The sequence below is a fragment of the Sphingobacterium sp. JUb56 genome (genome assembly GCF_014191365.1).
Lineage (GTDB): Bacteria > Bacteroidota > Bacteroidia > Sphingobacteriales > Sphingobacteriaceae > Sphingobacterium > Sphingobacterium anhuiense.
The window spans coordinates 1823508-1838661 of sequence record NZ_JACHWL010000001.1; the positions used below are offsets into that span (position 1 = coordinate 1823508).

Here is a 15154-nt window from a genome sequence, read left to right on the forward strand (position 1 = left end):
AAAGCATAATTTTACATCTTTTTAGTCGTTTTTTTTGCTATGTTTTGCATCATACCCTTAAAAATGAAAGCATGGAAAGGCAAAACAGAGTACCAGTACAATCTACCGGATATACCCAGTGGCCGGAATGTTGCTGTTTGGGTAAACGTATCATCTTGATCAATCTTAAATTCTAACCAGGCCTCTCCTGGCAATTTCATTTCGGCATATAACAGTAGTCTACGTTCTTTTTTATCTGCAAGAATTACTCTCCAAAAATCAATGACACTGCCTGTAGACAACGTATCTGAATTTGTTCTTCCTCTTTGTAAACCAACCCCGCCAACCAGTTTATCCAAAAATCCACGAATACCCCATAACCAATCTGCATAATACCATCCTGTTTTCCCTCCTATTGACCAAATATTACGCAAGGCAAGATCCACATCATCCACTTTCATTGATCTGACATCTTTAAAACACCCGTCTTGCGGAACTTCAATAAGTTTAACAAAGCTGTTGGGATACCTTTCTATATTCAGTGCATCTCGCCAGCTCGATATGACTTGATTTTGTTCGATCTTACCAAAGGCCAATTCAATAGCTTGTTCATAACGCATAGGTTTTACATTAATTTTTTCCTGTAGATCATTAGGTTTTGCTATTACATCTACCCGCATACTCTCAACTAAACTACTGGCTAATGGAAACGAAGTAGAGGTAACAAAATATAGCCAATAAGAAGATAACTTGGGTGTCATGACAGGAACGGTAATGATCCAGCGTTTAAGTTTTCGCACTTGTGCGAAACGGAGTAGCATGTCCTTATATGTCATTACATCAGGCCCACCGATATCATAGGTTCTATTAAAGGTAAATTCCTTCATAAGCACTCCTTCTAAAAATGAGAGGACATCACGAATGCCAATTGGCTGGCACCTTGTTTTTAACCATTTCGGAGCAATCATAACCGGTAGCTTCTCGACCAAGTCTCTTATGATCTCGAAACTCGCACTACCCGACCCTACGATAATTCCAGCTCTTAAAGTAGTTAAAGCATAATGGTGCGATTGTAAACGTTCTTCAACATTTAAACGTGATTGCAGGTGTTTTGAAAGCTCTTTGCTATTAACAATACCACTTAAAAAAATAACTTGTTTAATATTTGTTTGTTCGATACTTGCTTTAAAATTAGCAGCTACAGTAAGTTCGGCCTCTGTAAAATCGTTTTCTGAGGATGACATCGAATGCATCAGATAGTAAGCGACATCAATATCCTGCGGAATTTGATCCAAAAAATCATTCTTCAAAAAGTCGACCTCTATCAGTTCAAAATCAAAACCTTCATATTTGCTCCTATCAAAGCGATTCACATCACGAACACAGCATACAACTTGATGATTTTTGTCAAGCAAGACTGGAAGTAAGCGTTGAGCAATATAACCCGTGGCTCCTGTCAATAGTATTTTCATCAGTAAAGATTTTCATTAAGAAACATATAATCCACCACTTCGTAATAGAATTATCTTCAAGCGTCCTGTGATCGTTCAAGAGTCAGCCCGTTAAATACAACGTCAATAAGTATTATCCATGCCCCATGTACATGATAGATCTTGTACTGGACATCTAAAACATGGAGTAATGTACGTTCACATTTCCATTCCGCCAAGTAAAGATAATAACAATTTGTATCGGTAAAAGTAAGTCTTCTGCTATTTAATTTATGTATTTTTCAATTTTACCTTAAATAAAAACTGATAACTTTTGAAAAAATAATTTGATTATATTTTATTTATATTTATATTTGAGATAGTATCGGGCATTGTAGTGGTTATTTAGTCCCAGTAAGTACCTTACGTGATCATTCACCACATCACTTGCCGATTTTTGTTATTCATAAAAAGTGCGCAGTACTCTGTAGAGCTTGATTCCAATCAACCTCTACTAATACATACCTCCTTTTCTTGCTAGCAGATCGATCGACTTCCGCAAGTTATCAAGTTATATCTTATGACATGAAGGGTGGCACAGAATTAAATAATTTTTAATAAAAACTATAATATAATGCAAGAAGGAACAGTAAAATTCTTTAACGTTACCAAAGGTTTCGGTTTTATTACACCATCAAATGGTGGTCAAGATGTATTTGTACATTCAACAGGTTTACTAGATGACATCCGTGAAAACGAGCGTGTTACTTATGAAGTAGAAAACGGTCAAAAAGGTGTTAACGCATTCAATGTACGCGTAGCAAGATAAAAGAATTGGGGAATTATATTGTAATTCTCTCTATTTCTGATGTAGTGATTAGCAATTATGCTAATTAACTACATTTTTTACAATAACCACTCCCACCCACAAATAGTATGGTGCATATCTCATATGCTTATCCTGCGAAACCTCTACAAACTCATAAAAAACTGTATTCAATTGGCCCTCATTCATCTAGCGGCAATGCACATTTATGATAGAAACCTGAGCATAAGCAACTTAAAGCCAATGATACTATTCTTTATTTAAAAGATTCTCCATTTCTAAAACCGCTATTTTTCTATTTTCATGATATCGCTCAACTTCAACATTTACGATTAAGCCATCCACTATAACCGGGCTTCTGATTTCAACAATTTTTGAATCATCATGTAATATCCAAGCTAAAAATTGTCTACCATTATTTAACTCCTTGTAAATATCGGGTTTTCTCATAGCACTAAAAATCTAAAATTCAGCTATAAAGGGGGATTAAACACCCCCTCGGATAACACGCAATAAAATAACGATGATGGCAATCACTAATAGAATATGAATAATCCCACCAGTAAAAAATCCTCCAAAAAAACTGATCGCCCAAATAATTATCAAAATTACGGCGATTGTGTATAATATATTTCCCATAGTAAAGTAATATTAGATTTAAAATAAAGAAGCCGGTAGTATATACCGGCCTGTTCTTGATCAATTTATTTTGCTGCTCCGAGATTAGCTTCGCTCATTGCAATTTCAGTCAATAATACATCTGTATCCTTTTCCTCCGCTAATGTAGCCGCTAACAGTTCTTCTGCTTCACTGTGTTCCATCAATTTCGCATAAGTAACAAGACAACCATAGGTTGCAATCTCGTAATGCTCCACCTTTTGTGCAGCGGCGATCAAAGCAGCATCCAGTACTTCAGGGCTATCCTGGAATTCTTCCAAAATTTCATCAGCCTCGTTTAATAGGCCTTCCATCGCTTTACATTTTTTACCACGAGCGGTCATATCCAGACTCGAGAATACCGCTTTTAATCTTTCAATCTGCCCTTCTGTCTGTTTATAGTGCGTTTTAAATGCTTCTTTTAAACTATCACTATGAGCTCCGTCTGCTAACTTTTTTAAACCTTTAAGCAGTTGCTTTTCCGCACCCAGAATATCTTTCAACTCATCTACAAATAATTCATGTAAGTGCGCATTTGGCATTTCGCCATCTTTGTTTTTTTTAGCCATGATCTTAAGTTTTAATTTAAACTACACTAATAACCTATGGGACAGATAATAGTTCATTACGAAATATAGAACGCGTATAAAAAAGAAGATATTAGGTAAAAATCTCGTTATAAAAAATTTAATACTTCGTCTTCAAATGACTTTTGAAAGCGAAGTATTATTAAGAATAATAATATATAAGAAAAATTGATAAGAAAAAAGCAAACCACTTCTTGTCCTATTTGTTTTATAGATGACAATTATAAAATAATACATATATGGAAGAGGAAAAAATGAATTTGGAAGGTCGACTTATCAACTATCAGGAGTATTATGAGGCTCTAGAACAACCTAAAACTTTTAGCTTTGATTATAGTCCGCAGCGATTAATTATTAAAAATTACACATTACGAAATAAGGATAAATCTCTTTACGCTAAATTCCTCAATACTTTTTTTCCTGATAAGGAAGAGGAAGAGCTCTTAAATTATGATAAGGAGTTATTATATCTCAAAAGATTCGGAAAGGATGAATTGGCGAGATGGCTGATCGATTATAATGTACGCCTATTGCAATCGGATATTAATTCGACAGATAAAGATGCCATTTTTAAGGTTGTTGCAATCCCTGCTGAAGATGATGTAGATAACTACTTAGCAAAGGATCACCTGATACTCCATCATATATTACCGCTTGATGTATTAGAATTCCCATATCCGGTGTGGATAAACATTAAATTGCCACATACAGGATCATAAGCAACTTCATGTTGGAAAAGTCTTTTTATTATTCTAGTAAACTTAAAAATTATAGCGATGTTGTATATTTTAAACGAAGACACTTACGACCTTACTCCTACATTTAGTGAAAATCTGCTGATAGATGGAGCTAATGTGGTGAAAACAACTTTTATTAATTCTAAAAATGAAAAATATTTTATGATTTCTTCCGCTGATGTAGCAGATGCATTTTTTGATGACAACAACGTTGAACTTGATATTTCAGATGCCATCAAAAGAATACAGGAATAAGTTGTTGCCTTTACCGAGCTGAATAGCCCGACACACAAAAGGTTACAAAATAATCTAAAACACAACAATAGAGCCGATTACATCAATTGCAATCGGCTCTTACCTTTAGACCTGCTTTGGTTTTGAAAATACACTCTGTAAGATAACAGATAACATAACAAAAGCACAACCTAAATAAAACGAAGTATTGACCTCTTTACCCTCATTAAAAAATATAAATGCTAAGATTATGGAATAAATAGGTTCTAAATTGAAGCTTAAATTAACCGTAAAGGCAGGTATTACCCGTAAAACTTCCGCAAACAGGACATACAACGTGACGGTACAAAAAGCGGCTAGCAATAATAGGTAGAGTAGATCTGTTGTAGAAGGAAGCAACGTTGTCACTGGAAAAAAATAGAGATAAAATGGTAATAGTATTCCCAAACCGATTGTCCCTCCTACCATTTGATAGTAATTGATGACGATGCTATCATGCTTTTTTACCAACCGCTCATTAAATACAGTATACAATGCTGCAAATGCGGCTGATATAACTCCAAGCCATATCCCAAGCTGATAAGATGAATCAAAATGAAATATTAAACTGATGCCTAATAAAGTTAGGCAACTTAATAAAAGCTGTGGGACTGAAAAAGGTTTTTTGTTGATCAGAGGTTCGAAAATTGCTGTAAATAAGCTTGTCAAACAGTAACAGACCACTCCGATTGATATGTTTGCATATTTTATACTGGCATAGAAAAATATCCAATGGATGGTAATCAACATGCCTACAGAACTTACAGTAAGTTTTTCGGGCATCGACTGCTTGATATCTTTTTTAAGGAACTTTAAAACAAAGAACAATATAATTGCTGATAAAAGTACTCGGTACCACACTAATAAACCCTCGTTTAAGGATATTAATTTACCAAAAACTCCCGTAAAACCGGCTAATATAACAGCAATGTGTAAGCGTAAATATGATTTTTTCATGAAAATGAGCGTATTTCTTTTTTATAGTTAATATCTAAATTTTTGACATACTGATGCACACGGCTTATCAGCCGAAAGTATGTCAATCTATTTTAATAGGACATTACGCTATTGGAGGAGGAAGGCTACTTTTTCTATTCATGATTGATTCAAAAATAACTAATTTTTATTAAACATAAGCAAGATATTGTATTTCTCTGCTTGCTAATATCCCTGAATAAAAGTATTTTGCTGTTATATGAAAATTCATGTATTAAAAGATGGTGACTTCTGCGTCGACAAAAACAAGGTATTTACTCCTTTGGAAGAATTAACAAGCGCGACAGGCCTTAAAATGGCTGTCCAGCCTTTTCTAATTGAGGTTGAGGATCATGTTGTTTTGCTGGATGCAGGGCTAGGGAGATATCATAAAGGATCTCCCGTAATACTTAATAACCTACTAGCCCTCGGTTTCACTCCCTCATGTATTACAACTATTTTATTGTCACATCTCCATAAAGACCATATTGCTGGCTTAGTCAATACACAAGGAAATGAATGGTTTCTGAATTTTCCTGATGCAAAGATTTATATGCAGAAAAGAGAATATCTTTTTGCTAAAAGTAAGACCAATAATCCCTCTTTTGATTTTGACATTTTGGATTTTATTACCGAAAATGCCACCATTGTTTGGATGGACGAAGATAAAGGTATTATATGCTCAGAAATTTCTTTTGAAGTGACAGGCGGCCATACGCCCTTTCATCAGGTGTTTTTAATTCGCGACAAAGAAAGCATTGCCTTCTACGGTGCTGATAACCTCCCAACAGCAGGCTATTTAAAATATCCAATTGCATTTAAGAGCGATTTCGATGGTAAGAAAGCTATGGAGCAACGTACTGAATGGGAAAAACTTGCAAAAGCGGAGCATTGGAAAGTGCTTCTGTATCACGACATGAAAAGAGCTATCTTAGAGTTCTAAAATTTAAGCTGACCATTTAATCCTGCTGTTTAAATTTCATTTCCAAAGCCGCGAAAGTTTTTGATGCCATGAATCAAGCAACTTGTAGCAATAACTGCTGCAGTACCCATGCTAACAAGGAAGATAGCTGTTCCGTTATCTCTATTGGCAACCGCTACAGCTATTAATGCCCATACTCCTACTAAAGCATATTCGCGCATATTACGCTTCCAGGTCATAAAAACATTAACAATACCCGCTACAATTACCATGATCATTGTCCAGTATACCGGTGAAATATTCCATCCATTCCAATCGATTTTAACGAGATAAGCGGCTATGTTTGCGATTAATGCAACCGATATCCACCCTGCATATAGCGAGAATGGCCACCAAACGAATGCGACAATACGAAATGGAGGATTAGTCAGTGCTACGTTAACATTCACAACAATCTTCAATAACGTTAGCAGTAACAAAATCATCAATAATACAGAAATTCCGATATAATCTGTCAACCAAGCAATAACCCATATACTATTTAACAGGCATGAAACCGTAAACCATGCTCCTACCCGATCTATAATTTGGCTCTCTTTCTTTGCTTTCAATATGAAAAATGAATACGTAACAAAACCGATCAAAAGCAAATAGATCAGTCCCCAGATAGAGAAAGCAAACGACGCGGGAGTAAAAAAGTTATGATAGTCATCGGAAACAGTTTTCATTGTTCTGCCATTTATGAAACCGGTATTCGATAAGTAATTAATAACGATCGTAGTTAATAAAGCCACAAGATTAGTAATCGCAAAGGTAATATTTCTCATAGTATGTTGATTATAATTCAATAACAATCAAACAACGTAGTCGTTTGCCATTCATATGTTAAAATTTACACCTCATGGGATCAAAGCTTCTTTTGCCAATTTATTTCAACTTCATCGAACTTTTATGATCCGAAAAAGATTCTAAAGTGATAAAAGAAATATAATTAAGATGGGATCAAATGAATTTGTATTCAAATTTTCGATGAATTCGAGACTTTGCCTAGTGCAGAAAGATAGCGTAAGCAATTCCAGTCACTAGTATAGTTCTCACTGAGAAGCATGAATTTTATTTTAAGTAAAACATAACTTTTACACGTTGCTCTACCTGGTAAATCTTTTTGAAAACCATCATATTTCTATAGTAAGATAGTTTCGCAAAAAAATAGGGTCACAGCCTGTTCAAAGCTGAGACCCTTTTATATACCAAATTAATAGCACGGTGATGAACCGAATATTAAAATTAATAACTATTACTTCTTATTTTCAACAATGTGTCCTAAAACCCGTATTTAATTTCAACATACGGTACAAATACGAAAGCGAACATAAAGAAAATGGATATTCACGCACGTTATCACTTTATAAAAATAAAAATTATGATCCTAGAAAATTTAATCGGAATCACTGCCGGAATTTTAACATCAATATCCATGTTGCCTCAGCTTTTAAAAGTGATAAAGGAAAAAACCGTTGAAGACCTTTCTTTGCCCATGATCATTATCCTGATAACGGGCTTATCCTTATGGGTGTGGTATGGAATAATAAAGAATGAATTACCGATTATTATTTCAAACGCTTTTGCTGTACTAGTCAATTTGTTTTTACTGAGTTATTACCTGAGATTTAAGGACAAATAAGTATAGCAACTAGGATCTTCTCTCCTTATTACCTATTTACTTTTTTACTAATCTCTAAAACTCGAACCTTTTGCTTTATCAGTTGTTGTATAAGAAATGCATCAAAACCAATACGAAACAAAAACCATGACTAGCAACCAAAAGACAGCAACCGAATAAGGGTAATCTTAATTGCTATCCATAACAGTTTACTATTCTGGGTGGAAGTATGATGTTGGTAAGATAAAATTTCAAAAAAAATCACTTATAATAAAAAAAGATGAATGTAAAACGAATTTTCGGAACGATACTGACGCTATTAGGTGTTGTAGGAATGATTTATACGGGCTATGAATTGGTTAATAAGAGTACGGCTTATACGACGCTCATCGTAGTCGGAATTATTGGACTAATCTTTTTCTTCTCTGGAATAGGCTTGGTTAAAAACACCAAGGACGAAGCGTAATGCAATTCCAAAAACTTCCTTAATTGCTAATTTATATGACTATTAGTACAAAATTGTGCAGTTATTCTTTATCTTTAAATACAAAAAGAGACGTACAGCATGAATAAGATTGATATATCTGATAATTTAGCAATTCTGGAAAAGGAAAATAATGAACTTAGAAATCGCGTTGCTGAACTCTCCGACTTTATTGAAAATGGTTCTGTCCCATTACATTGGGTGGATGAGAGCGGGATTATTATTTGGGCAAACCAAGCAGAATTAGATCTATTGGGTTATGACAAAGAAGAATATATTGGCCATCCGATCAGTGATTTCCATAAGGATGCAGCAGTAATCGAAGAAATTCTTAACCGCCTTACCGCCAAAGAAACCATACGGGATTTTCCTGCAAGATTGAAATGTAAAAATGGTTCTATTAAGTATGTTGTAATCAGTTCAAATGTACTTTTCAAAGATGGAAAGTTTATACATTCTCGCTGTTTTACAAAAGATGTAACGCCGCTGGTTGAAGAAGAAAAAAGGAAAAACAAGCTCATGACTTTACTGGAAGAGAGTGAAGAACGACTTAGACTGGCCATTGAGGCCACTGATCTAGGCACTTGGGACTGGGATTTTGAAGAAAACAAACTCTATATTTCTAAACAAGCCGAAAAAATTCTTGGGCTACACCTCAATGACCTTAACTACCACCACATTTTAGAGCTCCTTCACCCAGAGGATCAAAATAACGTTAACTTTATAATACAAAAGCTAAAAGAAAGCAGTTCCAATTCACACTTTGATTTTCTATGCCGGGTATTAAAGAGCGATAAAAATAGTACCATATGGATACGCTTTCAAGGAGCTACCTATATGGATAATACAAATAAGATGCATAGAATTATTGGTTCGGTACTTGATATTACTGAACTTAAAAATTCGGAAACTAAAAATGCTGAACTGGCGGCAATTGTTAATTCTTCCAATGATGCCATTGTCAGTAAAACTTTAGAAGGCATCGTAACAAGCTGGAACGCTGCAGCAGAAGAATTATTTGGGTTTAAAGCTGGTGAAATAATCGGTCAGCCTATTTTGAAGTTAATTCCTGAAAACCGCAAAAGTGAAGAGGATCATATCCTTGCGAAATTACGAGCTGGTCAATCATTAAAACACTTTGAGACTATTCGTATCTCCAAAACGGGACAGCTGCTGGACGTGTCTCTAACCATATCACCCATTAGGGATATTACTGGTCAAATAATAGGAGTTTCAAAAATTGCTAGGGATATTTCTGAAAAAAAACAGGAAGAAAGGAGGAAAAATGATTTTATCTCCATGGTGAGCCATGAACTGAAAACTCCGCTTACCTCCATTTTATTATTTACTCAGATCATGCAGAAAAATTACCAGGACAATAAAAATGATCTGGGTAAACAGATGAGTAACAAAATTGAAACCCAGTCTAAAAAAATGATTGCCATGATACGGGATTTCCTCAGCCTCGCCAGGATTGAAGAAGATCAATTGCAAATAAATAAAGAGTCCATAACACTTCTATCTTTATTTGAGGAAGTGCGAGAGGAAGCGCAATTGATGATATCTAAGCATAAAATTAAGTTTGCCTGCGCAGAACCAATTACAATCTTTGCAGATCATGATAAAATAGCACAGGTCTTTACCAATTTGATTTCAAATGCAATAAAATATTCACCTGCCGGTGGTACCATCACGATTGGTTGTGAGAAAAAAGACGGGAAAGTCAAATTGTTTGTTAGTGACGAAGGTATCGGAATTGCTAAAGAAGATCAAGAAAAGTTATTTAACCGTTTCTACAGAGTTGATAATGATGAAATTGCACACATATCAGGGTTCGGCATCGGGCTTTACATTGTTTCTGAGATCCTGCGTTATCATGATTCAGCAATTGAAGTAGAAAGCGAGAAAGGATCTGGAACGACCTTCTACTTTTCACTTGATGAGATCGGTGATCCAATCCCTAGCTAGGAATAAACATAAATAGAAACGTCCAATTAGTCATTAAATTATCCTGGGATCTATCCAGAAAATATCACGTAATAACACGAGTTCTTGCGGGTTAATTAGATTATAGATCATTTCCTCTGTATCATCTAAAATTCCCCAATGATGGTCATGCTCTTTCACAGCAAGTACTTTCAGAATAGCATCTTCGTCACATATCCAAATATCTGATTCCATAACGGTTACATGATGCTTTTTAAACCATTTTTCAGCTTGATTTGCATCCAGACACATTAGCGTTCCGGTCAGTTCTTCTATATCCCGCCTTTCATAAGTCACATGCTCCTGATAGTACATCGCTAGGTATTTAAAATAAATGTCGTGGTCCCCCGTACGTAAGGCATGATTCCGGATCAGTAGCCGTTGTGGATCGAATGAAAAATCGTAAATTTCTGGATTGGCTGTGAAATGATAACGAAGATCATATAGTCTACATTTCTGCTGCAAACGTTGCGAATGATCATCTTCTACAAATACTTCTCCACCAAATTTATTATCATCTATGTGTTTTAAAACCTGATCTATTACGAGAATGGTCGGCTTTTTTAGATAAGTATTACTTCCATTAAAATTCATTTGTAGAAGATATTCGTGCACATTGTGAACCCGGAGAGGTTGCCATGTCGAGTTAGATAAATCAAGAGAATTATAGGACGTCAATAAGTTATATCCTCTGCACTTGAGATCTAGAAGTAAGGGTCGGGATAAGGAAGTGAATCGCATAACATGTAGGATTAGGTAAATAAAAAATTTTACTTCATAGTAGTTTGTTGTTATTATAGAACAAATCTGTAATTCAAGTTGTTTGCTTTTTTATTCGGTTTTTGAAGAAAATTTATAATTTCTTTTTATCTGGAATATAAGAATCAACTTTATAAGCGCTTATGTGTTATACAATTACAGTTCACAAAAGATTTTAGTGAGTCACCGATTTTATGGAACTCATTGCTTTGATATTGTTTATTTAACTACTAGAAAGGAGAATTTATGCCCTGGTACAACAATGATTATCCACCGTCCTATAAAAACCAGCCCGTTGAAATTCGTGATAAAGCTGTAGAAATTGCGAATGCGCTATTAAAAGAAGGCGCCAGTGAAGGAACGGCTATTGCAATAGGACTAAAGCTTGCGCGAGAACATTTTGCAAAAAAGGAGGCTGATAATAATATCGCAAAACTTATGGATGATCACGATACGTGATCATCTACCAGCTTCACTCTAATTTATATCAATAATTTGAAATTTACCTAAATGGTTCATTAATATGATAATAATCACAATACGATGCATTCTTAATGGCCGATTGTTAAATAAAGATCGTGTCGCTATTGTAAATTCCATTAATCAGGACTGCAGTAATGAAATTTTTCTTACCCTTGTCTTCTGATTTAAAAAATGAATATGCTCTTAGTCTGATGCGGGTTAGCATAGCAATAAGCAGATTAATCACTAAGCCTAAAAATGACAGGACCGGAATAAATAAAAGTACAATCAGGTTTTTCATATTTAAAAGTTATAACGGAAATACTATTATAAAACAAAGTGAAATAAAAGTGGTTAATAAAATATTTTAAAACAGGTATAATTTGGTAAGAAATCATTGTATGTACGTGAGACTACAAGTCAAAATACCTGATTGATAAAATCATAACTTTCTGTCCAGAATAGTAAGAAAATACCTGTTTTTTTCAAATACTACGCATTCGAAGCGTCTTCTTAAACATTGTTCGTTTCAAGCCGTTCTTACTTTGGGAAATCTCAGCTAAGAAGAGAGTAATGTAAACTTTAAAATGTAAAACAATGGCAAAAGATCACGGAAAACAGATTAAAGACGATGCTCAATATGAAGCATTACGCAAGAAAGGAATGAGTAAGGAAAAATCCGCACGAATTGCAAATTCTCCGGATGCCAGCAAGAAAGGCGGAGAAGCTACTGACTTGGATTCGAGGACAAAATCGGATCTACTTGCAGAAGCAAAAAAAATTGGCATAGCCGGTAGGCATTCAATGAAAAAAGATGAACTGATAAAGGCTATTAGGAACCATTAAATTTATTTCAATTAATCAAAATAATTTCTTCCGCATATTACATGTGGCGGTGGAATTGAATATTAACAAAACATTTCCTTCACAAATTTGGAGCACATGAAAACATTAACACCTTCATCTCACCCATCTGTCGCTCTAAATCTACGTTACGTTACAGATACGGAACCTGGTTATTGCCGCACATACACAAAAGGCAAATTCACTTATCTATCCAAGAACAAGCCTATCAAAAATAAAAATACTTTAAAGCGGATAGCGTCTCTTGTGATTCCACCAGCATGGGAAAATGTCTGGATATGCAAATTTAAAAATGGTCATATACAGGCAACAGGTATTGATAAGCGTGGTAGGAAGCAATATATTTATCATCTGGACTGGTCAACCATACGCAATGTCAAAAAATTTGATCGTTTACTAGGCTTTGCAAATAAGATGAAATTACTCCGCACGCAATTGCGGAAAGATCTACGGAAAAAGAAATTATCCAAAGAAAAAGTCTGTGCGATTGCAATCTCTACCATGAATGCAACTTACATACGTGCAGGTAACAAATCCTATGAACATAACTACGGCTCATATGGGCTCACCACATTGAAAAACAGACATGTCAAAATTGACAAAAATGAAATCTTTTTTAAATTTAAAGGAAAAAAAGGCGTACTTCAGCAGGTTTATATCAAGGAAGCAAAAATAGCTAAAATGCTTAAAAACGTCAAAGAAATCCCCGGTCAGGAGCTTTTTCAATATTACGATCATGATGGTGCTATTCAACGGCTTGATTCAGGAGATCTGAACCGCTATTTAAAACAAGCGATGCAAGAAGATTATACCTGTAAAGATTTTCGTACATGGGCAGGTTGCACGCTTGCCTTTATGATGATGGCTAATGAGCCTTATGGCGAACTTATTTCTGAACGTAAAAAAGTACTGGTCACCATCCTTGATCATGTCGCTAAACAACTCGGCAATACCAGATCAGTTACAAGGAACTATTATATTCATCCGGAATTGCAGAAACAGTATGTAGAGGGTGATTTAAAAAATGAATTATTAAAACTTAAAGGGAAAATGGTGCAAAATACAGATGGTGCGACCGAAAAAGCGCTGCTGAAATTTATCAGATCACGTTGTGAAAAATAACCTATTACATGTGATCATCGTGCAAACTATGAAAAAAGGGGCAATTGCCCCTTTTCCCTGTTAACCTCAATATTGAAATGATTTTTTATACTAAACGCTTGATATAATTAAATCGTATCGGAAATGGTATCTCGTAACAATTTAATCTGGTCGTGCGCAACCAATTGTTTACTTAATTGATTTTCAATTAAGCTGACCACATGGATGGATAAAGCCTCCCGATCTTCTTCAAGGGTCTTCCTATAGGTAGCTTTAAAAGCATCTTCTCCTTTTTCACAGCTTTCCAATAGACTTTTACGATCATTTCCCGAAATATTAACTTTTATATTCATCCAAAGTCTAAAAAGTTTACCGCTCAACATCGTACTGTCTGTAGGTTGTTCACCTTCAAGTGTGACATATGGAGTAAGCTCGGTAATAAACTGTTCTGACTGCAGGATATATTTGGCAAATATACCACCTAGATCATCGATCCGCATACTATGTGCTAGATCTAATGCTTCTCTATATCCAGCTATCCTATCGTTGTTAATTTTTATCAGATCATTGATAATTGCCGGATCATTTGCTCTGTTTTCCATAGCTCTATTTTTTGAAATATAAATTTAAAACTCTTGATTTATCTAGAAAACAACCTCAAGGCAGAAATAGTTTAAATCATAATCATTTCGGGTATTTAGAACATTTGAATCGTATTTATAACCCCTAGGGGAAGTACTGAAGCATGCATGATGGCTTTAAAAGAATAGATTAATTTCGTTTTGTGTTGATTGCTTTACTCCATTCTGTATGTCTACATCGTGGACATTTTGATTCTCTATTATGCAATTGTTCGATAAAACCACAATACATGCAGGCGTGAAAGTCATATAACTGAAATGATTCAACTTTTTTATAATCATCTGGAAATAAAGGCAGACCATACTTCACCTCATCTTCTGGGTAAAATAAAATACTCATCGAACCATCAATTTCTAATAAGGCCATTCTCACTTGACCTAAGTGTTCAACCGACTGATTACGTAGTTCGGAAAAGAATTCCATTTTTGAAAAGTCACCATCATGTTCATGTTTTAAATCAAACATTCCATCCCTAACAACTACCATCGCTTCGCCTTCTAAAATCTTATTGATAAACACCGATTTTGATGATAACCAAGTTATAAATTTATAGATAATGATAACCGAAAATAATACAACAAAGGCATAAATAACGGGTAATTCTTCTTGAAACATGGGATCACCAGCCGCCGATCCGAGACTCAGAATAATCGCCACCTCGAAAAGCGTTAATTGCCTTACACCTTTTTTTCCTGAAAGCCTAAGAATCACCAATATCAGGATAAACATGATGACTGACCGTCCCACAATTTCTAAAAGGAAATCCCATTCCGCGCCTTCCCAAATTATCTTTTTCATTTCAAACAT

At 35.0% G+C, this 15154-nt stretch carries 20 protein-coding genes; 10 read left to right on the forward strand and 10 right to left on the reverse strand.

The annotated features are described in order from the left end of the window. Nucleotides 1–11: 11 nt before the first annotated feature. Entirely contained in the window at nt 12–1451 is a 1440-nt protein-coding gene (locus tag FHR29_RS07635) for an SDR family oxidoreductase (protein ID WP_183913563.1), read from the reverse strand. Between the two features lie 592 nt (nt 1452–2043). Here FHR29_RS07635 and FHR29_RS07640 point away from each other — a divergent pair. Then, nucleotides 2044–2238 (forward strand): cold-shock protein, encoded by a 195-nt coding sequence (locus tag FHR29_RS07640; RefSeq protein ID WP_021188372.1) that lies wholly within the window; start codon nt 2044–2046, stop codon nt 2236–2238. A gap of 246 nt (nt 2239–2484) precedes the next feature. Here FHR29_RS07640 and FHR29_RS07645 read toward each other — a convergent pair whose 3' ends face one another. From FHR29_RS07645 to FHR29_RS07655, 3 genes are all read right to left on the reverse strand, one after another. Next, nucleotides 2485–2685 (reverse strand): hypothetical protein, encoded by a 201-nt coding sequence (locus FHR29_RS07645; protein ID WP_132767806.1) that lies wholly within the window; start codon nt 2683–2685, stop codon nt 2485–2487. 36 nt (nt 2686–2721) lie between these two features. Next, a complete protein-coding gene (locus FHR29_RS07650) occupies nt 2722–2874 on the reverse strand; it encodes a lmo0937 family membrane protein (RefSeq protein ID WP_021188375.1) in 153 nt (50 codons plus the stop codon). Nucleotides 2875–2939: 65 nt separating this feature from the next. After that, nucleotides 2940–3461, reverse strand: coding sequence for a ferritin-like domain-containing protein (locus FHR29_RS07655; RefSeq protein WP_206368252.1), 522 nt, complete (start codon nt 3459–3461; stop codon nt 2940–2942). 257 nt (nt 3462–3718) lie between these two features. Between FHR29_RS07655 and FHR29_RS07660 the strand changes: the two genes are divergently transcribed. Continuing rightward, the gene (locus FHR29_RS07660; protein ID WP_132840216.1) at nt 3719–4198 is read left to right on the forward strand and encodes a hypothetical protein; all 480 of its coding nucleotides are present in this window, start codon (nt 3719–3721) and stop codon (nt 4196–4198) included. Between the two features lie 57 nt (nt 4199–4255). Next, nucleotides 4256–4471: a hypothetical protein gene (locus tag FHR29_RS07665; RefSeq protein ID WP_021188379.1), complete on the forward strand. Its 216-nt coding sequence runs from the start codon at nt 4256–4258 to the stop codon at nt 4469–4471. Between the two features lie 105 nt (nt 4472–4576). Here FHR29_RS07665 and FHR29_RS07670 read toward each other — a convergent pair whose 3' ends face one another. Continuing rightward, nucleotides 4577–5446, reverse strand: a complete 870-nt coding sequence (locus FHR29_RS07670) for a DMT family transporter (protein ID WP_168126412.1) — start codon at nt 5444–5446, stop codon at nt 4577–4579. A gap of 238 nt (nt 5447–5684) precedes the next feature. Here FHR29_RS07670 and FHR29_RS07675 point away from each other — a divergent pair, with 238 nt between their 5' ends. Next, nucleotides 5685–6407 (forward strand): MBL fold metallo-hydrolase, encoded by a 723-nt coding sequence (locus tag FHR29_RS07675; protein ID WP_183913565.1) that lies wholly within the window; start codon nt 5685–5687, stop codon nt 6405–6407. Nucleotides 6408–6436: 29 nt separating this feature from the next. Here the strand turns inward: FHR29_RS07675 and FHR29_RS07680 are convergent, their stop codons facing one another. After that, entirely contained in the window at nt 6437–7213 is a 777-nt protein-coding gene (locus FHR29_RS07680; RefSeq protein ID WP_183913567.1) for a tryptophan-rich sensory protein, read from the reverse strand. Nucleotides 7214–7809: 596 nt separating this feature from the next. On the opposite strand from FHR29_RS07680, the gene FHR29_RS07685 reads away from it, so the two are divergent. The 3 genes from FHR29_RS07685 (at nt 7810) to FHR29_RS07695 (ending at nt 10501) form a co-directional block, all read left to right on the forward strand. After that, nucleotides 7810–8070, forward strand: a complete 261-nt coding sequence (locus FHR29_RS07685) for a SemiSWEET transporter (RefSeq protein WP_206368250.1) — start codon at nt 7810–7812, stop codon at nt 8068–8070. Between the two features lie 259 nt (nt 8071–8329). After that, the gene (locus tag FHR29_RS07690; protein ID WP_021188383.1) at nt 8330–8515 is read left to right on the forward strand and encodes a hypothetical protein; all 186 of its coding nucleotides are present in this window, start codon (nt 8330–8332) and stop codon (nt 8513–8515) included. Nucleotides 8516–8614: 99 nt separating this feature from the next. Then, complete coding sequence (locus FHR29_RS07695; protein ID WP_183913569.1) at nt 8615–10501, forward strand: PAS domain S-box protein; 1887 nt, start codon at nt 8615–8617, stop codon at nt 10499–10501. Nucleotides 10502–10534: 33 nt separating this feature from the next. Here the strand turns inward: FHR29_RS07695 and FHR29_RS07700 are convergent, their stop codons facing one another. Then, the gene (locus FHR29_RS07700; protein ID WP_132840226.1) at nt 10535–11113 is read right to left on the reverse strand and encodes a hypothetical protein; all 579 of its coding nucleotides are present in this window, start codon (nt 11111–11113) and stop codon (nt 10535–10537) included. Nucleotides 11114–11524: 411 nt separating this feature from the next. Here FHR29_RS07700 and FHR29_RS07705 point away from each other — a divergent pair, with 411 nt between their 5' ends. Further along, entirely contained in the window at nt 11525–11737 is a 213-nt protein-coding gene (locus FHR29_RS07705) for a hypothetical protein (RefSeq protein WP_021188388.1), read from the forward strand. Nucleotides 11738–11843: 106 nt separating this feature from the next. Here the strand turns inward: FHR29_RS07705 and FHR29_RS07710 are convergent, their stop codons facing one another. Then, entirely contained in the window at nt 11844–12041 is a 198-nt protein-coding gene (locus FHR29_RS07710) for a hypothetical protein (protein WP_168126409.1), read from the reverse strand. A gap of 296 nt (nt 12042–12337) precedes the next feature. Here FHR29_RS07710 and FHR29_RS07715 point away from each other — a divergent pair, with 296 nt between their 5' ends. Then, nucleotides 12338–12586 (forward strand): Rho termination factor N-terminal domain-containing protein, encoded by a 249-nt coding sequence (locus tag FHR29_RS07715; protein ID WP_132767791.1) that lies wholly within the window; start codon nt 12338–12340, stop codon nt 12584–12586. A gap of 96 nt (nt 12587–12682) precedes the next feature. Further along, nucleotides 12683–13726, forward strand: coding sequence for a DNA topoisomerase IB (locus tag FHR29_RS07720; protein WP_183913571.1), 1044 nt, complete (start codon nt 12683–12685; stop codon nt 13724–13726). 107 nt (nt 13727–13833) lie between these two features. Here the strand turns inward: FHR29_RS07720 and FHR29_RS07725 are convergent, their stop codons facing one another. Together FHR29_RS07725 and FHR29_RS07730 are read right to left on the reverse strand one after the other, a co-directional pair. Beyond that, complete coding sequence (locus tag FHR29_RS07725; RefSeq protein ID WP_021188392.1) at nt 13834–14307, reverse strand: PA2169 family four-helix-bundle protein; 474 nt, start codon at nt 14305–14307, stop codon at nt 13834–13836. 169 nt (nt 14308–14476) lie between these two features. After that, entirely contained in the window at nt 14477–15145 is a 669-nt protein-coding gene (locus tag FHR29_RS07730; RefSeq protein ID WP_232789261.1) for a DUF421 domain-containing protein, read from the reverse strand. Nucleotides 15146–15154: the final 9 nt, after the last annotated feature.

Excerpts from the sequence above, each read along its gene's own strand:
- FHR29_RS07645 (WP_132767806.1), bottom strand. The coding sequence starts at position 2,685 with ATGAGAAAACCCGATATTTACAAGGAGTTAAATAATGGTAGACAATTT.
- FHR29_RS07705 (WP_021188388.1), top strand. The coding sequence starts at position 11,525 with ATGCCCTGGTACAACAATGATTATCCACCGTCCTATAAAAACCAGCCC.
- FHR29_RS07725 (WP_021188392.1), bottom strand. The coding sequence starts at position 14,307 with ATGGAAAACAGAGCAAATGATCCGGCAATTATCAATGATCTGATAAAA.
- FHR29_RS07670 (WP_168126412.1), bottom strand. The coding sequence starts at position 5,446 with ATGAAAAAATCATATTTACGCTTACACATTGCTGTTATATTAGCCGGT.
- FHR29_RS07695 (WP_183913569.1), top strand. The coding sequence starts at position 8,615 with ATGAATAAGATTGATATATCTGATAATTTAGCAATTCTGGAAAAGGAA.
- FHR29_RS07700 (WP_132840226.1), bottom strand. The coding sequence starts at position 11,113 with ATGAATTTTAATGGAAGTAATACTTATCTAAAAAAGCCGACCATTCTC.
- FHR29_RS07720 (WP_183913571.1), top strand. The coding sequence starts at position 12,683 with ATGAAAACATTAACACCTTCATCTCACCCATCTGTCGCTCTAAATCTA.
- FHR29_RS07685 (WP_206368250.1), top strand. The coding sequence starts at position 7,810 with ATGATCCTAGAAAATTTAATCGGAATCACTGCCGGAATTTTAACATCA.
- FHR29_RS07650 (WP_021188375.1), bottom strand. The coding sequence starts at position 2,874 with ATGGGAAATATATTATACACAATCGCCGTAATTTTGATAATTATTTGG.
- FHR29_RS07730 (WP_232789261.1), bottom strand. The coding sequence starts at position 15,145 with ATGAAAAAGATAATTTGGGAAGGCGCGGAATGGGATTTCCTTTTAGAA.
- FHR29_RS07710 (WP_168126409.1), bottom strand. The coding sequence starts at position 12,041 with ATGAAAAACCTGATTGTACTTTTATTTATTCCGGTCCTGTCATTTTTA.
- FHR29_RS07690 (WP_021188383.1), top strand. The coding sequence starts at position 8,330 with ATGAATGTAAAACGAATTTTCGGAACGATACTGACGCTATTAGGTGTT.
- FHR29_RS07655 (WP_206368252.1), bottom strand. The coding sequence starts at position 3,461 with ATGGCTAAAAAAAACAAAGATGGCGAAATGCCAAATGCGCACTTACAT.
- FHR29_RS07715 (WP_132767791.1), top strand. The coding sequence starts at position 12,338 with ATGGCAAAAGATCACGGAAAACAGATTAAAGACGATGCTCAATATGAA.
- FHR29_RS07665 (WP_021188379.1), top strand. The coding sequence starts at position 4,256 with ATGTTGTATATTTTAAACGAAGACACTTACGACCTTACTCCTACATTT.
- FHR29_RS07640 (WP_021188372.1), top strand. The coding sequence starts at position 2,044 with ATGCAAGAAGGAACAGTAAAATTCTTTAACGTTACCAAAGGTTTCGGT.
- FHR29_RS07660 (WP_132840216.1), top strand. The coding sequence starts at position 3,719 with ATGGAAGAGGAAAAAATGAATTTGGAAGGTCGACTTATCAACTATCAG.
- FHR29_RS07675 (WP_183913565.1), top strand. The coding sequence starts at position 5,685 with ATGAAAATTCATGTATTAAAAGATGGTGACTTCTGCGTCGACAAAAAC.
- FHR29_RS07635 (WP_183913563.1), bottom strand. The coding sequence starts at position 1,451 with ATGAAAATACTATTGACAGGAGCCACGGGTTATATTGCTCAACGCTTA.
- FHR29_RS07680 (WP_183913567.1), bottom strand. The coding sequence starts at position 7,213 with ATGAGAAATATTACCTTTGCGATTACTAATCTTGTGGCTTTATTAACT.